Origin of the sequence: Pseudomonas sp. SC3(2021) (assembly GCF_019856535.1) — a bacterium.
Classification (GTDB): domain Bacteria; phylum Pseudomonadota; class Gammaproteobacteria; order Pseudomonadales; family Pseudomonadaceae; genus Aquipseudomonas; species Aquipseudomonas monsensis.
The window spans coordinates 1049901-1069299 of sequence record NZ_CP082236.1; the positions used below are offsets into that span (position 1 = coordinate 1049901).

The 19399-nt window shown below is 60.1% G+C and carries 16 protein-coding genes and 2 tRNA genes; 4 read left to right on the top strand and 14 right to left on the bottom strand.

Translation table 11 applies throughout. The annotated features are described in order from the left end of the window. Positions 1–3: 3 nt before the first annotated feature. From dnaB to rnr, 7 genes are all read right to left on the bottom strand, one after another. Positions 4–1401 (bottom strand): replicative DNA helicase, encoded by a 1398-nt coding sequence (gene dnaB, locus K5Y35_RS04690; RefSeq protein WP_053277211.1) that lies wholly within the window; start codon positions 1399–1401, stop codon positions 4–6. A gap of 121 nt (positions 1402–1522) precedes the next feature. After that, positions 1523–1969 (bottom strand): 50S ribosomal protein L9, encoded by a 447-nt coding sequence (rplI, locus tag K5Y35_RS04695; protein ID WP_003221136.1) that lies wholly within the window; start codon positions 1967–1969, stop codon positions 1523–1525. A gap of 19 nt (positions 1970–1988) precedes the next feature. Next, positions 1989–2882 carry a hypothetical protein gene (locus K5Y35_RS04700; protein WP_123470927.1) on the bottom strand — a complete coding sequence of 298 codons (894 nt, stop codon included), beginning with the start codon at positions 2880–2882 and terminating at the stop codon, positions 1989–1991. 36 nt (positions 2883–2918) lie between these two features. After that, positions 2919–3149 (bottom strand): 30S ribosomal protein S18, encoded by a 231-nt coding sequence (rpsR, locus tag K5Y35_RS04705; RefSeq protein WP_002551829.1) that lies wholly within the window; start codon positions 3147–3149, stop codon positions 2919–2921. 28 nt (positions 3150–3177) lie between these two features. Next, a complete protein-coding gene (gene rpsF / locus K5Y35_RS04710; RefSeq protein ID WP_123470926.1) occupies positions 3178–3600 on the bottom strand; it encodes a 30S ribosomal protein S6 in 423 nt (140 codons plus the stop codon). Between the two features lie 239 nt (positions 3601–3839). Further along, complete coding sequence (rlmB, locus tag K5Y35_RS04715) at positions 3840–4610, bottom strand: 23S rRNA (guanosine(2251)-2'-O)-methyltransferase RlmB (RefSeq protein ID WP_128614582.1); 771 nt, start codon at positions 4608–4610, stop codon at positions 3840–3842. After that, positions 4607–7237, bottom strand: a complete 2631-nt coding sequence (gene rnr, locus K5Y35_RS04720; protein ID WP_222833780.1) for a ribonuclease R — start codon at positions 7235–7237, stop codon at positions 4607–4609. Before rnr ends, rlmB begins: the two co-directional genes overlap by 4 nt. 226 nt (positions 7238–7463) lie before the next feature. On the opposite strand from rnr, the gene K5Y35_RS04725 reads away from it, so the two are divergent. The 4 genes from K5Y35_RS04725 to K5Y35_RS04740 all read left to right on the top strand — a co-directional run bounded on the left by K5Y35_RS04725 (position 7464) and on the right by K5Y35_RS04740 (position 10585). Then, a tRNA-Leu gene (locus K5Y35_RS04725) sits at positions 7464–7550 on the top strand. A 180-nt stretch (positions 7551–7730) separates the two neighbouring features. Beyond that, positions 7731–7817: transfer RNA gene (locus K5Y35_RS04730), tRNA-Leu, on the top strand. A gap of 192 nt (positions 7818–8009) precedes the next feature. Continuing rightward, positions 8010–9020 (top strand): extracellular solute-binding protein, encoded by a 1011-nt coding sequence (locus K5Y35_RS04735; RefSeq protein ID WP_186748567.1) that lies wholly within the window; start codon positions 8010–8012, stop codon positions 9018–9020. Further along, a complete protein-coding gene (locus K5Y35_RS04740; protein WP_222833781.1) occupies positions 9020–10585 on the top strand; it encodes an ABC transporter permease in 1566 nt (521 codons plus the stop codon). The genes K5Y35_RS04735 and K5Y35_RS04740 overlap by 1 nt, the downstream gene beginning before the upstream one ends. A 90-nt stretch (positions 10586–10675) precedes the next feature. Here K5Y35_RS04740 and K5Y35_RS04745 read toward each other — a convergent pair whose 3' ends face one another. The 7 genes from K5Y35_RS04745 to hfq form a co-directional block, all read right to left on the bottom strand. Further along, positions 10676–12610: a methyl-accepting chemotaxis protein gene (locus K5Y35_RS04745; protein WP_123471170.1), complete on the bottom strand. Its 1935-nt coding sequence runs from the start codon at positions 12608–12610 to the stop codon at positions 10676–10678. Between the two features lie 140 nt (positions 12611–12750). After that, entirely contained in the window at positions 12751–14040 is a 1290-nt protein-coding gene (locus K5Y35_RS04750) for an adenylosuccinate synthase (RefSeq protein ID WP_123470917.1), read from the bottom strand. Between the two features lie 54 nt (positions 14041–14094). Next, the gene (locus tag K5Y35_RS04755) at positions 14095–15282 is read right to left on the bottom strand and encodes an ATP phosphoribosyltransferase regulatory subunit (RefSeq protein WP_123470915.1); all 1188 of its coding nucleotides are present in this window, start codon (positions 15280–15282) and stop codon (positions 14095–14097) included. 313 nt (positions 15283–15595) lie between these two features. Then, a complete protein-coding gene (hflC, locus tag K5Y35_RS04760; RefSeq protein WP_123470914.1) occupies positions 15596–16465 on the bottom strand; it encodes a protease modulator HflC in 870 nt (289 codons plus the stop codon). Further along, complete coding sequence (gene hflK, locus K5Y35_RS04765) at positions 16465–17640, bottom strand: FtsH protease activity modulator HflK (protein ID WP_123470912.1); 1176 nt, start codon at positions 17638–17640, stop codon at positions 16465–16467. The genes hflC and hflK overlap by 1 nt, the downstream gene beginning before the upstream one ends. Positions 17641–17736: 96 nt before the next feature. After that, on the bottom strand, positions 17737–19038 hold the full coding sequence (hflX, locus tag K5Y35_RS04770) for a ribosome rescue GTPase HflX (RefSeq protein ID WP_123470910.1): 1302 nt from the start codon (positions 19036–19038) through the stop codon (positions 17737–17739). A 12-nt stretch (positions 19039–19050) separates the two neighbouring features. Continuing rightward, entirely contained in the window at positions 19051–19311 is a 261-nt protein-coding gene (gene hfq, locus K5Y35_RS04775) for an RNA chaperone Hfq (protein ID WP_007902656.1), read from the bottom strand. Positions 19312–19399: the final 88 nt, after the last annotated feature.

Consider the following 19399-nt stretch of genomic DNA (forward strand, 5'->3'; position numbering starts at 1 on the left):
CGGTCACTCGTCGTCGTCGAAGTTGTAACTGCCCGGCGCGAGGTTTTCGAAACGCGTGTACTTACCGATGAACGCCAGACGGATGAAGCCGATCGGGCCGTTACGCTGCTTGCCGATGATGATTTCGGCAATGCCCTTGTGTTCGGTTTCCGGGTGATACACCTCGTCCCGATACACGAACATGATCACGTCGGCGTCCTGCTCGATCGCTCCGGATTCCCGCAAGTCGGAGTTCACCGGGCGTTTGTTCGGGCGTTGCTCCAGGGAACGGTTGAGCTGTGACAGGGCAACCACCGGGCAGTTGAACTCCTTGGCCAGGGCTTTGAGGGAACGCGAGATCTCGGAAATCTCGTTGGTCCGGTTGTCACCGCTGGAGCCGGGAATCTGCATCAGTTGCAGGTAGTCGATCATGATCAGGCCGATATCGCCGTGCTCACGCACCAGACGCCGGGTGCGCGCACGCATTTCCGACGGACTGATACCCGCAGTGTCGTCGATGAACAGCTTGCGATCGTTGAGCAGATTGACTGCGGAGGTCAGGCGTGGCCAGTCGTCGTCTTCCAGCTGGCCGGAACGAACCTTGGTCTGGTCGATACGACCCAGCGACGACAGCATACGCATGATCAGCGATTCACCTGGCATCTCGAGGGAGTACACCAGCACGGCCTTCTCGCTGCGCAACACCGCGTTTTCCACCAGGTTCATCGCAAAGGTGGTTTTACCCATCGACGGACGGCCCGCGACGATGATCAAGTCGGCCGGTTGCAGGCCACTGGTCTTCTCGTCGAGGTCGGTGTAACCGGTGGACAAGCCGGTGATGGCGTTGTCGGTGTTGAACAGGGTGTCGATGCGGTCGATGGCCTTGGTCAACAGTTCGTTGACGCCCACCGGGCCGCCGGTCTTCGGCCGCGCTTCGGCGATCTGGAAGATCTGCCGTTCGGCCTCGTCGAGGATCTCTTCGGCGGTGCGACCTTCGGGGTTGAAGGCACTGTCGGCGATTTCGGTGCTGATGCCGATCAACTGGCGCAACGTCGCCCGCTGGCGAACGATCTGCGCATAGGCCTTGATGTTGGCGACGGACGGCGTATTTTTCGCCAGCTCGCCGAGGTAACCGAGGCCACCGACCTGCGAGGTCTGCCCTTCCTTGTCCAGTTGCTCGGACAGGGTCACGACGTCGATCGGCATGTTCTGATCGGCCAGTTTGGCGATCGCACGGAAGATCAGACGGTGGTCATGCCGATAGAAATCGCCGTCGGAGACTTGATCGAGCACGCGTTCCCAGGCGTTGTTGTCCAGCATCAGACCACCGAGCACAGCCTGTTCGGCCTCGATGGAATGCGGCGGCACCTTCAGGGCAGCGGTTTGCAGATCGTATTGCTCGGGAGCGGAGATATCGTTCATGGCCACTTGTGTTTGTTTGGAAAAACAGGGAATTCAGAAAGACAAAGGGCACGACCTGTAAACAGGATCGTGCCCGATGTTAACCGTCTGACGGACAAGCCGCCAGCCGATCAGGTGTTGCTTAAGCTGCTACCACGACAACGCGTACGGTGGCTTCAACTTCGGCGTGCAGGTGCACAGCCACGTCGAATTCACCCACGTTGCGGATGGTGCCGTTCGGCAGACGAACTTCGCTCTTCTGCACTTCAACGCCGGAGGCGGTCAGTGCGTCAGCGATGTCGTGAGTACCGATCGAACCGAACAGCTTGCCTTCGTCGCCAGCGGTGGCAGTGATGGTCACTTCCAGCTCGGCCAGTTGGGCAGCACGGCTTTCAGCCGATGCTTTACGGTCTGCGGCGGCTTTTTCCAGCTCAGCGCGACGCTCTTCGAACGCAGCCAGGTTGGCAGCGGTCGCAGCGGTAGCTTTGCCGAAAGGCAGCAGGTAGTTACGGCCGTAACCGGCCTTAACGTTTACTTTGTCGCCCAGGTTGCCCAGGTTGGCGATTTTTTCCAGAAGGATCAGTTGCATGTGGAAATCCTCTTAACTTTTAACCTTCACCGTTCGCGCTGTCGGTGTCTTTCGACACGTGACGACCGCGAAAATCAATCAGGCTGTCGACAATGGCCAGAACCACGAGCAACGGATAGATCAGCTGCATGAACAACAGCAGCGTGACGTACAACCCCACCAGCCAGAAACCGGCCAGTCGCTTCTGCCCGACCAGCCCGTGAATCAGGGCGAGTCCGGCGAACACCAGCGGTACACTGCACAACGGCGTCAACATGGCCATCTGTGCACCGAGATTCGGGCCCAGAAGCATCAACGCCAGCAGCAACATCGCCGGCCCCAGCGGGATCCGGATGGCGCGAAACTCGCGACCAAAACCACCCGGGTTGTACAACAACGCCTGCCAATGCCGCCCGACAATCAGGCTCAGCACGCTGACGATCTGCAACAGTGCCGCAATCAGTCCGGTCAGCACGGGTGCAATCAGGGACGCGAAATGCGCTTGCTCATCGACCGACAATTGCTTGTAGGTTTCACCGAGAAGCGCCGGCATGACCTTTATCAAGGCCTGCGCGAGCATCTCGATCTGGGCCGCAAACGCCGCCCCGAGCACCACTGAAAACACCACGCCAATCGCTACGCTGACCAGCAGCGTACGAACCCAGGACTCACTTGCGCGCAAAACCAACGCAAGTCCCGAAGACCCCAGCAGCACCAGAAGTGCCCGTGGGTCATCGGCATACAGCCACCAGATCAACGCCGGCAGCAGCCCCAGAGACAGAACACCCAGGGCGTCCGTCAGTCCGCGCCGCAGCAGCACAAGGCTCCCTGCGGCAGCACCCAACCAATACAACAACGGCAATGTTGCACATCCGGCCACCACGAGAGTGGCCTGCATACGGCCTCGCATGATGAACTCAGCTAAGGCACGCATGCATTCAATCCTTTGCTACTTGTCGACTGCCCGGTCTCAGCGGCCGTGGCTGTCGGTGTAGGCCAGCAGGGCCAGGAAGCGGGCGCGCTTGATAGCGGTGGCCAGCTGACGCTGATAACGAGCTTTGGTACCGGTGATGCGGCTTGGAACGATTTTGCCGGTCTCGGATACGTAGGCTTTCAGAGTGTTGAGATCTTTGTAATCGATCTCTTTCACGTCTTCAGCGGTGAAGCGGCAGAATTTACGACGACGGAAGAAACGTGCCATTTGATAGGCTCCTTAAAAGGTCCGTGGATTACTCGTCAGCGTTATCGCTGTTGTCGCTGTCATCACTATCAGCGCTATCAACGCCTTCGTGCTCAGGACGGTCGCGACGCTCACGGCGCTCACTGCGGTTTTCTTCAGCCTTGAGCATCTCGGACTGGCCAGTAACGGCTTCGTCGCGACGGATGACCAGGTTACGGATCACTGCATCGTTGTAGCGGAAGTTGTCTTCCAGCTCGGCCAGAGCCTTGCCAGTGCACTCAACGTTCAGCATCACGTAGTGAGCCTTGTGAACATTGTTGATTGCGTAGGCCAGTTGACGACGGCCCCAGTCTTCCAGACGGTGGATTTTGCCGCCGTCTTCTTCGATCAGCTTGGTGTAACGCTCAACCATGCCGCCGACTTGCTCGCTCTGGTCAGGGTGGACCAGAAAGATGATTTCGTAATGACGCATGAATGCTCCTTACGGGTTGTAGCCTGCCGCTCAAAAACGGTCAGACAAGGAGTGAATGACACTTATGGACTTGCTGGCGCGGGGCACATCGGTGCCTGCCGTCACAGCAAGGGGCGCAATTGTAGAGAAGGGACTGCAGAGGTGCAAGGCAATTGGTGAATATTTGAACAGCAGCTGTAAGCATCGAGCCTCAAGCTGCAAGCGGGTCCGCTTTTAGCTTGAGGCTTGCAGCTCAATGCTTAAGGCTTGCGCGAAGCGGCAGCCTTGGCCTTGGCGCCGCGTTGACGCTGCGCTTCGAACAGGCACACACCGGTTGCCACGGACACATTGAGGCTGCTGACGCTGCCGGCCATCGGCAGGTTCACTAGATAGTCGCAGTGCTCGCGCGTCAGGCGGCGCATGCCTTTGCCTTCGGCGCCCATGATCAGAATGGTCGGGCCGGTCAGGTCCTGGTCATAAATGCTGACCTCGGCCTCACCTGCCGTGCCAACCACCCACAGACCGCGCTGCTGAAGCTTTTCCAGGGTGCGGGCGAGGTTGGTCACTGCCACCAGCGGAATCACTTCCGCCGCGCCGCAGGCGACTTTGCGCACCACGGGCGTCAGGGTCGCCGACTTGTCTTTCGGCACGATCACCGCCAGCGCACCGGCGGCATCCGCCGAACGCAGGCAGGCGCCGAGGTTGTGCGGATCGGTCACGCCGTCGAGCACCAGCAACAGTGGCGCGCCTTCGGTGCGATCAAGCAGCTCATCGAGCATCGCCTCGCCCCAGACCTGGCTCGGACTGACGTCCGCCACTACGCCCTGGTGCACGCCCTCAACCCAGGCATCCATTTCGCGACGCTCGGCCTGACCGACCTGAACGCGGTTTTCATTGGCCAGTTCGATCAGGGTCTGCACCCGCGGATCGTTGCGGCTTTCGGCCAGCCAGATCTGCTTGACGCGTTTCGGATGGTGACGCAGCAACGCTTCTACCGCGTGAACGCCGTAGATTTTTTCCAACTGACTCATGACTTCGCCTTCGGTTTACGTGCCCCGCCACTTTTGGCTGGAGCAGAACCCGCTTTCGGCGGGCCTTTACGGTGTTTGCTCGGTTTGGCTGGCTTGCCGCCGGTCGCCTTGTCAGGCGCCGACCGTCCGGTCTTTCCCCCGGACGCCGCTTTACCACCGTTTTTGGCATCGGAAAGCAGCGCTTTCTTCATTTCACGGCTTTTGCGCAACTCGGCGTTTTTCGCCACGGCGTCGCTCGGGCGATAGGCTTCTGCGGCTTTTTCCTTGGCAGGGCGACGGCTGGCAGTTTTAGCCGGGGCCTTTTCTTCCGAAACCTTGGCCGCTGGAGCTGCAGTTTCAGCACCACGTTTTTTGCGACCGATCGGCGCGCTGATGGTTTTTTCCGCCATCTCGAAGTCGATCTTGCGCTCGTCGAGGTCGACGCGCATGACACGCACTTCAACGGTATCGCCGAGACGGAAGCTACGACCGGTGCGCTCGCCCGCCAGGCGGTGATGCACAGGATCGAAGTGGTAGTAATCGCCCGGCAACGCGGTGACGTGCACCAGGCCTTCGACGTAAATGTCGGTCAGTTCGACGAACAGGCCAAAACCGGTCACGGCGGTGATCACGCCCGGGAACGATTCGCCCACGCGATCCTTCATGAACTCGCACTTGAGCCAGTTCACTACGTCGCGGGTCGCTTCGTCGGCACGGCGCTCGCTCATCGAGCACTGCTCGCCGAGTTGCTCCAGCGCCGCCTCGTCGTAAGGATAGATCCGTGCTTTCGGGATGGTCATCGCGCCGGCACGACGAACGTGCGGGGTGTCCTGCTTGGAATGGATCACGCTGCGGATGGCGCGGTGCGTGAGCAAGTCCGGGTAACGACGAATCGGCGAGGTGAAGTGGGTATAGGCTTCGTAGTTCAGGCCGAAGTGACCTTCGTTCTGGGCGCTGTACACCGCCTGGCTCAGGGAGCGCAGCATCACGGTCTGGATCAGGTGGAAGTCCGGACGGTCCTTGATGCTCGCCAACAGGGCCTGATAATCCTTCGGCGACGGGCCATCCTTGCCTTTGTGCAGGGACAGACCGAGCTCGCCGAGGAAGGCGCGCAGTTTTTCCAGACGCTCCGGTGGCGGGCCGTCGTGGACGCGATACAGCGCAGGAATTTCGTGCTTCTTGAGGAACTCGGCAGTGGCCACGTTGGCCGCCAGCATGCACTCTTCGATCAGCTTGTGCGCATCGTTGCGGGTGGTCGGACGGATTTCGGCAATCTTGCGCTCGGAACCGAAGATGATCCGGGTTTCCTGGGTTTCGAAATCGATCGCGCCACGCACGTGACGAGCCGCCAGCAGCACTTTGTACAGCGCATAAAGCTGCTTGAGGTGCGGCACGACGTCGGTGTATTCGCCACGAAGCTTGCGGGCTTCGGTGGCTTTCGGGGTTTCCAGCATCGCGCTGACCTTGTTGTAGGTCAGACGGGCGTGGGAGTGAATCACCGCTTCATAGAAGCAGTAGTCGGTCATTTCGCCGGACTTGGAGATGGTCATCTCGCAAACCATGGCCAGACGATCGACGTGCGGGTTCAGCGAGCACAGGCCGTTGGACAACTGCTCAGGGAGCATCGGCACCACACGCTCAGGGAAGTACACCGAGTTGCCGCGTACCTGGGCTTCGTTGTCCAGCGCCGAACCGATCTTCACGTAGCTGGAAACGTCGGCAATCGCCACGTACAACTTCCAGCCACCGGAGAACAGGCGCAGCTTGCCCGGTTTGGCTTCGCAATAAACAGCATCGTCGAAGTCGCGGGCGTCTTCGCCGTCAATGGTGACAAACGGCAGATGGCGCAGGTCGACGCGCTTCTCTTTGTCTTTTTCTTCGACTTCCGGCTTGAGCTTGGCCGCTTCTTTGAGAACAGCTTCAGGCCAGACGTGCGGGATGTCGTAAGTGCGCAGAGCGACATCGATTTCCATGCCCGGCGCCATGTAGTTGCCGACCACTTCAACCACGTCGCCTTGCGGCTGGAAGCGCGGCGTCGGCCAGTGGGTGATTTTCACCTCGACGAACTGACCGATCTGCGCGTTGGCGTTGCGGCCCGGAGTGACCAGCACTTCCTGCTGGATCTTCGGGTTGTCCGCGACGACGAAGCCGATACCGCCTTCTTCAAAGTAGCGACCGACGATGGTTTCGTGAGCACGCGAGACCACTTCGACGATCACGCCTTCGCGGCGACCACGACGGTCGAGACCGGAAACACGTGCCAGCGCACGGTCGCCATCGAATACCAGACGCATTTGCGCCGGGCTCATGAACAGGTCGTCGCTGCCGTCGTCCGGCACCAGGAAGCCGAAACCGTCACGGTGACCGCTGATGCGGCCGAGGATCAGGTCGAGCTTGTCGACCGGCGCGTAAGTGCCACGGCGGGTGTAGATCAGTTGAGCATCGCGCTCCATGGCGCGCAGACGGCGGCGCAGGGCTTCGATCTGGTCTTCTGTGGTCAGACCAAACTCTTCGACCAGTTGCTCACGGGCAGCAGGCGAACCCCGATCGGCGAGATGCGCCAGGATCAGTTCGCGGCTAGGAATAGGGTTTTCATATTTTTCCGCTTCACGAGCGGCCTCGGGATCGAGGGACTGCCAATCGGCCATTAGAGAGTTTTCACCTTGTCTATATGCGGGTTAGTTTGGCATAGGCGCCATGAAACGGGAAATTTCCGACTATATAAGGCCCTTATGAGGGTCTGTATCGTCGCTTGAAAGCCGTTTTGAACACCGCCGGTAAAAAAAATCATATTTTTTGCTGACAGGGGTTTACAGTTAAAAAGACGCTCCGTATAGTGCGCGCCATCGACGACGCACAAGCGTTAACGATACTGCCCAGATGGTGAAATTGGTAGACACGCCAGCTTCAGGTGCTGGTGACCTTACGGTCGTGGAAGTTCGAGTCTTCTTCTGGGCACCAATTTCGAGTTTGAGACTAGATCAGTTTCAAAGCTCACACAAAACCCGCGAAAGCGGGTTTTTTGCATTCTAAGCCCGGGTTTTCTTAAAACTGATTTATTAAAATTAAATCAGGGGTTTACAGATCAAAACGCGCTCCGTATAGTTCGCCACATCAACAGCGGCAACGCTAGCGATGATTGCCCAGATGGTGAAATTGGTAGACACGCCAGCTTCAGGTGCTGGTGACCTTACGGTCGTGGAAGTTCGAGTCTTCTTCTGGGCACCAATTCAAATTCAAGGTTACGGCCTTGAGTTTCCCAAAAACCCGCGAAAGCGGGTTTTTGCGTTTCTGGCTTCCCGAAACCCCATCACCATCGCACCTATCAAAACGCCAGCCCCACCGCAAGGCGCACTTGAGAAACAATATCGTTTATCATTGTTGCAAGTTTTTGCAATGCGACAGTGAGGAACCCTGCGAATGACGTTTCGAAATACCCTGCGCCGAGGCTTGACCTTCACCCTGCTCGGCCTGGCACTCGCCTCTCCCCTCACCCAGGCTGCCGATACGGTTTCCCTGACTCTTTACAACGGCCAGCACAAGGAAGTCGGCGACGCGATCGCCAAAGCCTTCGAAGCCAAGACCGGCATTCACGTCAACGTGCGCAAAGGCAGCAGCAACCAGCTCGCCAGCCAGATCATCGAGGAAGGTGACCGCTCCCCCGCCGACGTCATTTACACCGAAGAATCCCCACCGCTGAACAACCTTGGCGAACAGGGTCTGCTGGCCAAGGCCGATGACGCGACCCTGGCCGTACTGCCGGAAAAATACGTCGCGGCTAACGGCACCTGGATTGGCGTGACGGCACGCGTTCGCGTGGTCGCTTACAACCCGAAACTGGTCGACGAAAAAGACCTGCCAAAATCAGTCCTGGATTTCGCCAATCCACAGTGGCAAGGCAAAGTCGGCTTCGTGCCAACCAGCGGCGCGTTTCAGGAACAAGCCGTGGCCATCATCAAGATGCATGGTCGTGACGCCGCCGAAGAATGGCTGACCGGCCTGCGCGCTTTCGGCAAGACCTACAGCAACAACATGGTCGCGCTCAAAGCCGTGGAAAACGGCGAAGTCGCCACCGTGCTGGTGAACAACTACTACTGGTTTGCCCTGCAACGCGAGAAAGGCAAACTGGATTCGAAACTGCATTACTTCACCGGCGGCGACGTCGGCGGCCTGATCACCGTGTCCAGCGCTGCCGTGCTGAAATCCAGCAAACATCCAAAGGAAGCCCAGCAATTCCTGGCCTACATGGCCAGTGAAGAAGGTCAGCGCGTGATCACCCAGACCACCGCCGAATATCCGCTGCACAAGGGCATGGAATCGGATCGCGGGCTCAAGCCGTTCAGCGAGCTGGAAGCGCCGAACGTGACCCCGGCCGATCTGGGCAATGCCGAAGAAGCGCTGGAACTGGAACGTGAAGTTGGCTTGAACTGATGGCCGCATCGTTATCCGCCCCCGCCGCGCGCGGGGGTTACGTACCCCGGCGCAAGCGACCGTCGATCTGGCTGGTGCTGCCGGTATTGCTGCTGGTGGTGATGAGCGTATTGCCATTGGCCTACGTTGGACTCAAGGCCTGGCAAGCGGGCTGGGCCGAGGCGCTGCACCTGTTGTGGCGCCCTTACGTGTTCGGCCTGCTGCGCAATACCCTGGCGCTGATGGTCGGTGTGACCATCACCTGCGCCGTGATTGGCCTGTCGCTGGCCTGGCTGCTGGAGCGCAGCAATTTGCCGGGGCGACGTCTGTGGGGCGTGATTCTATGTCTGCCGTTTGCGGTGCCGGCGTTTGTCAGCAGCTTCACCTGGGTGTCGCTGAGCGCGCAGTTCGAAGGCCTCGGCGGTGCAATTCTGGTGATGAGCCTGTCGAAATACCCGCTGATCTTTCTGCCGGTCGCGGCGACCTTGCGCAATCTCGATCCCTCCCTTGAGGAATCCGCCCGCACCCTGGGACAGAACCGCTGGGGTATGTTTTTCCGCGTCACCCTGCCGCTGCTGTGGCCGTCGCTGCTGGCGGGCTCGCTGCTGATTGCCCTGCACATGCTGGTTGAATTCGGCGCGCTGTCGATCATCGGCCTGCAAACATTCACCACGGCGATCTATCAGCAGTTCGAGCTGGAGTTCAGCAACGCCAATGCCGCGATGCTGTCGGCGGTGTTGCTGGCGTTGTGCCTGGTGCTGTTGTGGCTGGAACTGCGCGTGCGCGGCAAGGGTCGGCATGTGCGCACCGGCCAGGGTGCCGCGCGTCAGGCCGAGCAAGTGCGGTTGGGGCCGTGGGCGGTTGCCGGTCAGTTGTATTGCCTGTTGCTGGCGATTGTCGGCAGCGGGATTCCGCTGGGCATGCTCGCGTACTGGCTGGCGGTGGGCTCATCGGCAGCCTTCCCGGTCGGGGCGATCACCGAGGCCCTGCTGTCTTCGCTGGCCTTGTCGCTCGGCGGCGCCGGGCTGTGCCTGCTGCTGGCGGTGCCGGTCGGGTTGCTGGTGGTGCGTTACAAGGGCCGACTGGCGATCTGGGCCGAGCGCCTGCCGTATCTGCTCCACGCCTTGCCGGGCCTGGTGATCGCGCTGACGCTGGTGTATTTCGCCCTGCATTACGTGCCGGTGCTGTATCAGACGTCGGCGCTGTTGCTGATTGCTTATGCATTGCTGTTTTTGCCGCTGGCGCAGGCGCCGATTCGTACGGCACTGAATAAGGCTGCACCGCAGCTGGAAGAGGCCGCGCGTACCTTGGGGGCGTCGTCGTTCACAGCGTTTTGCCGGGTGACATTGCCGATCATTTTCCCGGCATTGGGCGCGGCGTTTGCGCTGGTGTTTCTCGATGCGATGAAGGAACTGACCGCGACGCTGTTGCTGAGCCCGACCGGGCTCAACACACTGGCGACGGAAGTCTGGGCGCATACCGCGAATGTCGAGTTTGCGGCGGCGGCGCCTTATGCGGCGCTGTTGATTTTGGTGTCGGGGCTGCCGGTTTATTTACTTACGACCCGGATGTATCTGAGCCGCTGAAATAGCTATCGCGAGCAGGCTCACTCCTACATCGGAATGCGTTTCCCCTGTAGGAGTGAGCCTGCTCGCGAGAGGCCAAACCAGATAGCATCAAGCCCTGAACTGCCCCAGACTCGCCTTCAACTGCGCCGCCAACCCATCCAGCACCTTGCCACTGGCCGTGGTCTCCACTACCGCTTGCGCCGCTTTCTCGGCCTGCGCATGAATCGTCTCGACTCGCCCACGCACAGCCTGAGCACCCTGCGCCTGATGCGCGGCTGCTTGTGTCGCGAGGCCAATCGCCGCATGCACCTGCTCGACCGAGGCCTGCACCGACTGTTGCAGCCGCGCACTGTCGCGCAACACCAGCAAACCTTCGCTGGCCTGACGCCCGGCCTGACCGATAGCCTCTACCGCTTCACGTGCGCCCTGCTGCAAGGCGACGATGTGCGCCTGAATGTCGCCGGTAGAGCTTTGCGTCTTGCTCGCCAAGGCACGCACTTCGTCCGCCACCACGGCAAAACCACGACCGGTTTCACCGGCCCGCGCCGCCTCAATGGCCGCGTTGAGCGCCAGCAGGTTGGTCTGCTCGGCGATGCCGTGAATCACCGTCAGCACCACTTCAATCTGTTCACTTTGTTGCGCCAGGCGCTCGATGACTTTCGCCCCGGTATCGACCTGCCCGGCCAGCGCTTCGATCAAACTGCCGACCTTGGCCGAGGTGCGAGTGTTTTCATCGGTGGCCTGACGAATATCCACCACCTGCTTCAACGCCGCTTGCATCGCCTGACTTTCCGATTGCGCCTCATCGGCCATTTGCGACAGCGCGCGCAAACTCTCGGCCACTTCGTCACGCTGCATCCCGGCCGCCGCATCGGCACCGGCATTGCGCAGGGTCATGGCACCGATCTCGACGCCGGTACGCTGGGCCACGTCGCCCGCCTCACGCACGATCGGCTGCAACTTATCCACAAAGCGATTGACCGCCGACGCCATGTCGCCGATTTCGTCCTTGCTGTTGATCTGCACGCGCTTGGTCAGGTCGCCCTCGCCCGCCGCCAGATCGTCCATCGCTGCGTTGAGCATCTTCAGGCGATTGACCACCCGATGCCCCAACACCACGGCCAGCAGCAGCAACACTGCGCAACCGACCAGCGCCAAGCCCAGGCCGATCCGCCAGCGCAGAGTCGCCGCAGCGTCCTGCACGGTACTGGTGGTATTGGCTTTCATCTCGGCGGCGGTGGACTGCGCCGATTGCAGGCGCCCGCGCATCGCGCTGGCGCTATCGGCAGCGGCACCCTTGAGGCTGTCGCCGACCAGTTGATCACTGCTGGCGATCAACGCCGAGAAACGCTTATCGAGCGCCGCCAGATCGGTTTCCACCGACGCCGTCGAGACACCCATCAGCACTTTGCCGATTTCCACGCCGTTGGGGTTGATCGAGGCTTCGAGGTAGTAGACCGACGGATCGTTTTTCGCCGCATCCAGCACTTTATCCAGCGCACGCTCGCCCTGCCCCTTTTCCAGCAGGGCCTTGTTGATCGGGTTTTCGCGATTGAGATAACGGGTCAGGTGCTGGCCGGTGGCGTCGTCGTAGACCACAAACAACACATTGGGATTGCGCTGGGCACGCCGGGCGAACTCGGACAGGGTCGGCACGTCGCTGTCCCACATGGCGCGGGGTGCGACCGAGGCGAGCAATTGCGCCATGTCATTGGCCGAATCTTTCAGATCCTTTTCCAGCGTCGCACGCAGTTGCGCCTGCTCTTCTTTCAGACGCGAAGACAGGCCGGCAGTCAGACGCTGACGGGTACTGGCGGACAAGGCATCGAGGCTCGACGTGACTTCGCGCCCGGCCTGCTCCAGCTCACCGGAGAGTTTCTGGCTATCAGTCCCCAGGCGCACACCCAGATCGGCTTCCAGCGCCGTGACGGTGCTCCGCGTCAGGGCAACGGCCACCAACACTTGCACCAAAAGGGCGATACCAAGGGTAACGAACACGGGGCGCAACAAACGGCTTTGTAACAGTGAGAGAACGGCCGACACTGTGAATACCTCTACTTCTGACGCCATTAATTTGATGGCACTCTTGTAGACAGATTCACAGCAAAGGTCATGCCGTCCAACAGGCATAAACGACAAAGGCCCCGATGAAGGGGCCTTTGTGGTTTTACATCAACGACTTATCAAGCAAACGGATGACGCAGAACGATGGTTTCGTTGCGGTCCGGGCCCGTCGAAATAATGTCGATCGGCGCGCCGATCAACTGTTCAACGCGTTTGATGTAGGCACGAGCGTTAGCCGGCAGCTCTTCCAGGGTCTTGGCGCCCACGGTCGATTCGGTCCAGCCCGGCACTTCTTCGTACACAGGCTGCAGGCCCACGTAGCTGTCAGCGTCGGTCGGCGCAACGGCGTTGCCTTGTGCATCTTTGTAGCCGGTGCAGATGTTGATGGTTTCCAGACCATCGAGTACGTCCAGCTTGGTCAGGCAGATGCCCGAGATGCTGTTCACATCAATAGCGCGACGCAGGATAACGGCGTCGAACCAGCCGCAACGACGGGCACGGCCGGTGGTAGCGCCGAACTCGTGACCTTGTTTGGCCAGGTGTGCACCCACTTCGTCAAACAGCTCAGTCGGGAACGGGCCCGAACCTACGCGAGTGGTGTAAGCCTTGGTGATGCCCAGGATGTAATCGAGGAACATCGGGCCAACGCCCGAACCGGTCGCCACGCCACCGGCGGTGGTGTTGGAACTGGTCACGTACGGATAGGTACCGTGGTCGATGTCGAGCAACGAACCCTGGGCGCCTTCGAACATGATGTCTTTGCCGGCGCGACGCAGGTCGTGCAGCTCGGCCGTGACGTCCAGCATCAGCGGCTTGAGCAGTTCAGCGTATTCCTTGCACTCGGCCAGCGTCTTTTCGAACTCAATGGCCGGCTCTTTGTAGTAACCGACCAGCATGAAGTTGTGGTAATCCACCAGCTCACGCAGTTTGTCTTCGAAGCGCGGCATGTTCAGCAGGTCGCCAACGCGCAGGCCACGACGTGCAACCTTGTCTTCGTATGCCGGGCCGATGCCGCGACCGGTGGTACCGATCTTCAGCTCGCCACGGGCCTTTTCACGAGCCTGGTCCAGCGCTACGTGGAAGGACAGGATCAGCGGGCAGGATGGGCTGATACGCAGGCGCTCGCGCACCGGTACGCCTTTCTCTTCCAGCTTGGTGATTTCTCGCAGCAGAGCGTCAGGCGCAACCACCACGCCGTTGCCGATCAGGCACTGCACGCCTTCGCGCAGCACGCCCGACGGGATCAGGTGCAAGACGGTTTTTTCGCCGTCGATCACCAGGGTGTGGCCAGCGTTGTGGCCACCTTGGTAGCGCACTACGGCGGCAGCATGTTCGGTCAGCAGATCAACGATCTTGCCTTTGCCCTCATCACCCCATTGGGTGCCCAGGACTACGACATTCTTACCCATAACACTTGTCCTCATTCGCGCAAACTTGGTGCCGGCGTTGGCCGGCAGGAAAACTCAAGAAGCCAGTGGCGATACTTGCCAAAGCCCGTTCTGCTGAATCAATTGCCGGTCGCAGTCCGCATCACGGGCGGCGGCCAAAGGTTGTCCAGGCAAGGCCTGAACGACACGCTGACCCTCACTGCGCAACTGGCAAACCTGCTGCCAGAGTGCCGCATCCGTACTGTCAGGCATCCAGATACCGCCAGACGGTAGCTCGATCTCAGCACGCCCCAGGGTCACCAGGGTTTTCAAATCGGTAGAGAAGCCGGTTGCCGGGCGGGCACGACCGAAGTCGGCGCCGATGTCGTCGTAACGACCGCCCTGGGCGATGGACTGGCCAACGCCCGGCACGAACACCGCGAACACCACACCCGTGTGGTAGTGGTAGCCGCGCAGCTCGCCCAGGTCGAAATACAGCGGCAGCTGCGGGAAACGCGCCGACAGGCGCTCGGCGATCGCCAGCAAGTCTTCCAGTGCGGCCAGCACCGGCGCCGGCGCATTGGCCAGGCGCTCGCGGGCAGCGCTGAGGACTTCACGACCGCCACACAGATCGACCAGCGCGCGCAGCATGCCGGACAGGTCGGCCGGCAAGCCTTCGGTCAAGGTAATGACCTCGTCGATGGCCTTGCGTTGCAGCGCATCGAACAACTGCTGCTCGACTTCACCGGACAGACCGGCGGCGCGCGCCAGACCACGGTAGATGCCGACATGACCGAGGTCCATGTGCACATCCGGCACATCGGCCAGTTGCAGCATGGCCAGCATCAGGCTGATCACTTCAACGTCACTGCTCGGGCTGGCATCGCCGTACAACTCGGCGCCCAGCTGGATCGGGCTGCGCGAGGACGACAGTGCACGCGGCTGGGCATGCAGTACGCTGCCGGCGTAGCACAGGCGGCTCGGGCCTTCGCGCCGCAGAGTGTGCGCATCAATGCGCGCCACTTGCGGCGTGATGTCGGCACGGAACCCCATCTGCCGGCCCGATTGCGGGTCGATGACCTTGAAGGTACGCAGATCCAGGTCCTGGCCCGCGCCGGTCAGCAGGGATTCCAGGTACTCGATATGGGGAGTCACGACAAACTCGTAACCCCAGCTCTGGAACAGATCCAACACCTGACGACGCGCGACTTCAATGCGCGCCGCTTCCGGTGGCAGTACTTCTTCGATGCCATCTGGCAGCAGCCAGCGGTCTACCGTTGCCATTACGCCATTCCCCTTTGATCCGGGCGGCCAGCCCGAGGGCGAGCCTTGAGTGAAGCAGAAAATGACCGGCGCGTTGAAAACGCACGCGCATGAACGACGCGGCGAAAGGCCTGTTACCGGCTTCGCCCATCACTTTCCTCGAAAAACGCTCGGGCCATTCAACCCGGCACCTGCAACAAAAAACAGCAATCAAACGTGCAGACGCAAAAAAGCCGGGAATTTCCCGGCTGCCGCATCATACACACGTTTTCCCAAAGGATCACCCCGCCCGAGGTTTTAGCCGCCGGGCGGAGTGATTCAGGTCAACGTCGTATCAAGGCTTGGCCTTTTCCAGGTAACGGAAAAAGTCGCTGCTTGGGTCGAGGACCAGTACGTCGGACTTGTTCGCGAAGCTTTCACGGTAGGCGCGCAGGCTACGGTAGAAACCATAGAACTCCTGATCCTGACCGTAGGCCTTGGAGTAGATCGCAGCGGCCTGGGCATCGCCGTCACCGCGAATCTCTTCGGATTCACGATAGGCTTCCGCCAGCAGCACGCGGCGTTGACGATCGGCGTCGGCACGGATGCCTTCGGCCAGCTCGTTACCCTTGGCGCGGTGCTCGCGAGCTTCACGCTCACGCTCGGTGCTCATACGCTCGAACACACTGCGGTTTACTTCTTTCGGCAGGTCGATGGCCTTGACCCGGACATCGACAACTTCGATCCCCAGCTCCTTTTCCGCCATCCTGTTCAGCGACGCAGTGATGTCAGCCATCAGCGCATCACGCTCACCCGACACCACTTCGTGCAGGGTGCGCTTGCCGAACTGGTCACGCAGACCGGATTCCAGACGACGGGACAGACGCTCGTCGGCGATTTGCTTGAGGCCGGAAGTCGCGGTGTAGAAGCGCTCGGCATCTTTCACGCGCCACTTGGCATAGGCATCGACCATTACCGCTTTCTTTTCCAGGGTCAGGAAGCGCTGCGTCGGTGCATCCAGCGTCATCAGGCGTGCGTCGAATTTACGCACCTGGTTAACGTAAGGCACTTTCACATGCAGGCCCGGCTGAACATCAGCCTGAACCACACGGCCGAACTGCAGCAGCACCGCACGCTCGGTCTGAGCGACGATGTAGAAGCAATTCCAGCCCACCAGGACTACAACGACGCCAACAATAAGGGCGATCAGCGATTTATTGCTCATCAGCGGGTCTCCCTTGTGCGCGACTGCGGCAGGTCAGTGACATGCGGCGTGACGTCCGTGTTGCTGCTGGCGGCGGCCGAACCGGTGACCGGTGCATTGCTGCCCGAACTGTTCTGAATCATTTTGTCCAACGGCAGGTAAAGCAGGTTGCTCTGGCCGTTCTTGTTGCCGGTCACGAGTACCTTGCTGGTGTTGCTGAAGACTTCCTGCATGGTGTCCAGATACAGACGCTCACGGGTGACTTCAGGGGCCTTGCGATACTCGGCGACCAGTTTGGTGAAGCGATCAGCCTCACCCTTGGCGCGCGAGACCGTTTCGTCGCGGTAACCGTTGGCATTCTCGATGATACGCTGGGCCTGACCACGGGCTTCCGGCACCACGCCGTTGGCATAGGTTTCGGCCTGGTTACGCGAACGCTGCTCGTCTTCACGGGCGCGGATCACGTCGTCGAAGGCTTCCTGCACTTCACGCGGTGCCGCTGCGCTCTGTACGTTGACCTGAGTAACGGTGATACCGGTGCGATAGGTATCGAGGAAGCGTTGCAGACGCTCCTTGATTTCGCTGGCCATCAATTCACGACCTTCGGTCAGCACCTGGTCCATGGCGGTGGAACCCACCACGTGGCGCAGGGCACTGTCGGTCGCATGCTGCAGGCTGATTTCCGGCTGATCGACGTTCAGCACGAAATCCTGCAGGTTGCTGATCTTGTACTGCACGGTCAGCGGCACTTCGACGATGTTCTCGTCTTCGGTCAGCATCTGGCCCTGCTTGGTGTACGCACGCTCACGCGTGACGTTTTCCATGTACTTCTTGTCGATCGGCGGGAAGTAAATGTTCAGGCCCGGGCCAACGGTCTCGTAGTACTTGCCGAAGCGCAGCACCACGGCTTGCTCCTGCTCGTCCACCACATAGACCGCGCTGTACAGCCAGACAGCCGCCAGCACCACGAGGCCGATGCCGAGCAGACCGCCGAAGCCGCCACCGCTCCTGCCCGAACCACCGCCGTCGTCACCACCGCGTTTCTTACCACCACCGAACAACCCGTTCAGGCTTTCCTGCAGCTTTCGGAAGGCCTCGTCGAGATCCGGTGGCCCCTTGCGGTCGCCGTTATTGCGGCGCTTGCCACCCCAAGGATCCTGATTATTCGAGTTGCCACCCGGCTCATTCCAAGCCATAGCGCTCTCCATCTGATAAAGCAAAGACGCACCCACGGCGCGCCAACCAATGCTACAGAATGCCTGCCGTTGCGGCACAACCGCTTTGTCAGGCTTTTATTGCAAAGTGTGTTGCTCGATGAATTCCATCGGCTGCAATCCTTCGCGGCTTACCAGTCGATTCAGCTCGACCCGGGGCAAACGAACGGCCAGCAAACTGATGCCTTCTTCGTCGTGTTCTTCTTTCTGCACCGCACCGATCTCGAAAAACTGCGCACGCAGTCGAGCGAATCGTTGCGGCAAACGCAAGGTACCCACGAACAAATCACTGCCCAGCAACTCGGCGATGGCTTGCTCGAGCAGCTCCAGACCCGTGCCATCACGCGCCGACAGCCAGACCCGTTGCGGCTTGCCATCGGCATCGCGCTGGATTTGTGGCTCAACGCCTTCAAGCAAATCGAGTTTGTTGTATACCTCGAGGATCGGCAAGTCCTGGGCCCCAATCTCGCCCAGCACCACCATCACCTGCTCGATCTGCAACATGCGATCCGGTTCGGCGGCATCAATCACGTGCAACAGCAGGTCGGAGTTGCTCGACTCTTCGAGCGTAGACCGAAATGCCTCGACCAGCTTGTGCGGCAAGTGACGGATGAAACCTACAGTGTCAGCCAGAACGATCGGCCCGAGGTCGTCCAGTTCCAGACGGCGCAAGGTCGGGTCCAGCGTGGCGAACAACTGGTCAGCCGCGTACACCTCGGACTTGGTCACGTTATTGAACAGCGTGGACTTGCCGGCGTTGGTGTAGCCCACCAGGGACACAGTGGGAATATCCGCACGGGACCGGCCGCGTCGCGATTGCTCACGCTGGCTGCGGACTTTCTCCAGACGGCCCTTGATCTGGCGCAGGCGCACCCGCAGCAGACGGCGGTCGGTTTCCAGCTGGGTTTCACCCGGGCCGCGCATGCCGATACCGCCACCCTGACGCTCAAGGTGAGTCCAGCCGCGAACCAGTCGGGTGCTCATGTGGTCAAGCTGGGCCAGTTCGACCTGGAGCTTGCCTTCATGGGTCCGGGCGCGCTGGGCGAAAATATCGAGAATCAGACCGGTACGGTCAATCACGCGACACTCGAAAACACGTTCGAGGTTACGTTCCTGACTGGGCGTGAGGATGTGATTGAAAATCACCAGATCGGCCTTCTCGGCATGGACCAGGTCTCGCAACTCCTCGACCTTGCCACTGCCAATCAGGTATTTGGCGGTTGGCCGATGACGCGGTACGTTAAAAAACGCAACGGTCTCGGCGCCCGCCGAATTAGCCAGTTCCTGAAACTCCTGCGGATCTTCGCGCGCCTCAGGGTCCTGTCCATCCAAGTGAACGAGAATGACTCGCTCACCACCACCGTGGCGCTCAAAGAACAAAGGAGACTCCTATCAGGCGTTACCTGGCTCAGCGTCACCTGCTTCGGATTCGGTTGCGCTAGGCAGACGAATTGGACGAACCGGCACTACTGTCGAGATAGCGTGTTTGTAAACCATCTGGCTCACGGTGTTTTTCAGCAGGATCACGAACTGGTCGAACGACTCGATCGTACCTTGCAGCTTGATACCGTTGACCAGGTAGATGGAAACCCCAACTTTCTCTTTACGTAAAGTATTCAAGTAAGGGTCTTGTAGCGAATGCCCTTTTGACATGTGCCGCACTCCTTTAAGGATTCAATAATAAAAATAGGTAATTCAGATGGCTTTGGCCGCCACACCCCCAAGGATAGACGGCAATTGC

What these genes read in the sequence shown, in the direction of transcription:
- dnaB (WP_053277211.1), bottom strand. Translation starts at nt 1,401, where the DNA reads ATGAACGATATCTCCGCTCCCGAGCAATACGATCTGCAAACCGCTGCC.
- rplI (WP_003221136.1), bottom strand. Translation starts at nt 1,969, where the DNA reads ATGCAACTGATCCTTCTGGAAAAAATCGCCAACCTGGGCAACCTGGGC.
- K5Y35_RS04700 (WP_123470927.1), bottom strand. Translation starts at nt 2,882, where the DNA reads ATGCGTGCCTTAGCTGAGTTCATCATGCGAGGCCGTATGCAGGCCACT.
- rpsR (WP_002551829.1), bottom strand. Translation starts at nt 3,149, where the DNA reads ATGGCACGTTTCTTCCGTCGTCGTAAATTCTGCCGCTTCACCGCTGAA.
- rpsF (WP_123470926.1), bottom strand. Translation starts at nt 3,600, where the DNA reads ATGCGTCATTACGAAATCATCTTTCTGGTCCACCCTGACCAGAGCGAG.
- rlmB (WP_128614582.1), bottom strand. Translation starts at nt 4,610, where the DNA reads ATGAGTCAGTTGGAAAAAATCTACGGCGTTCACGCGGTAGAAGCGTTG.
- rnr (WP_222833780.1), bottom strand. Translation starts at nt 7,237, where the DNA reads ATGGCCGATTGGCAGTCCCTCGATCCCGAGGCCGCTCGTGAAGCGGAA.
- K5Y35_RS04735 (WP_186748567.1), top strand. Translation starts at nt 8,010, where the DNA reads ATGACGTTTCGAAATACCCTGCGCCGAGGCTTGACCTTCACCCTGCTC.
- K5Y35_RS04740 (WP_222833781.1), top strand. Translation starts at nt 9,020, where the DNA reads ATGGCCGCATCGTTATCCGCCCCCGCCGCGCGCGGGGGTTACGTACCC.
- K5Y35_RS04750 (WP_123470917.1), bottom strand. Translation starts at nt 14,040, where the DNA reads ATGGGTAAGAATGTCGTAGTCCTGGGCACCCAATGGGGTGATGAGGGC.
- K5Y35_RS04755 (WP_123470915.1), bottom strand. Translation starts at nt 15,282, where the DNA reads ATGGCAACGGTAGACCGCTGGCTGCTGCCAGATGGCATCGAAGAAGTA.
- hflC (WP_123470914.1), bottom strand. Translation starts at nt 16,465, where the DNA reads ATGAGCAATAAATCGCTGATCGCCCTTATTGTTGGCGTCGTTGTAGTC.
- hflK (WP_123470912.1), bottom strand. Translation starts at nt 17,640, where the DNA reads ATGGCTTGGAATGAGCCGGGTGGCAACTCGAATAATCAGGATCCTTGG.
- hfq (WP_007902656.1), bottom strand. Translation starts at nt 19,311, where the DNA reads ATGTCAAAAGGGCATTCGCTACAAGACCCTTACTTGAATACTTTACGT.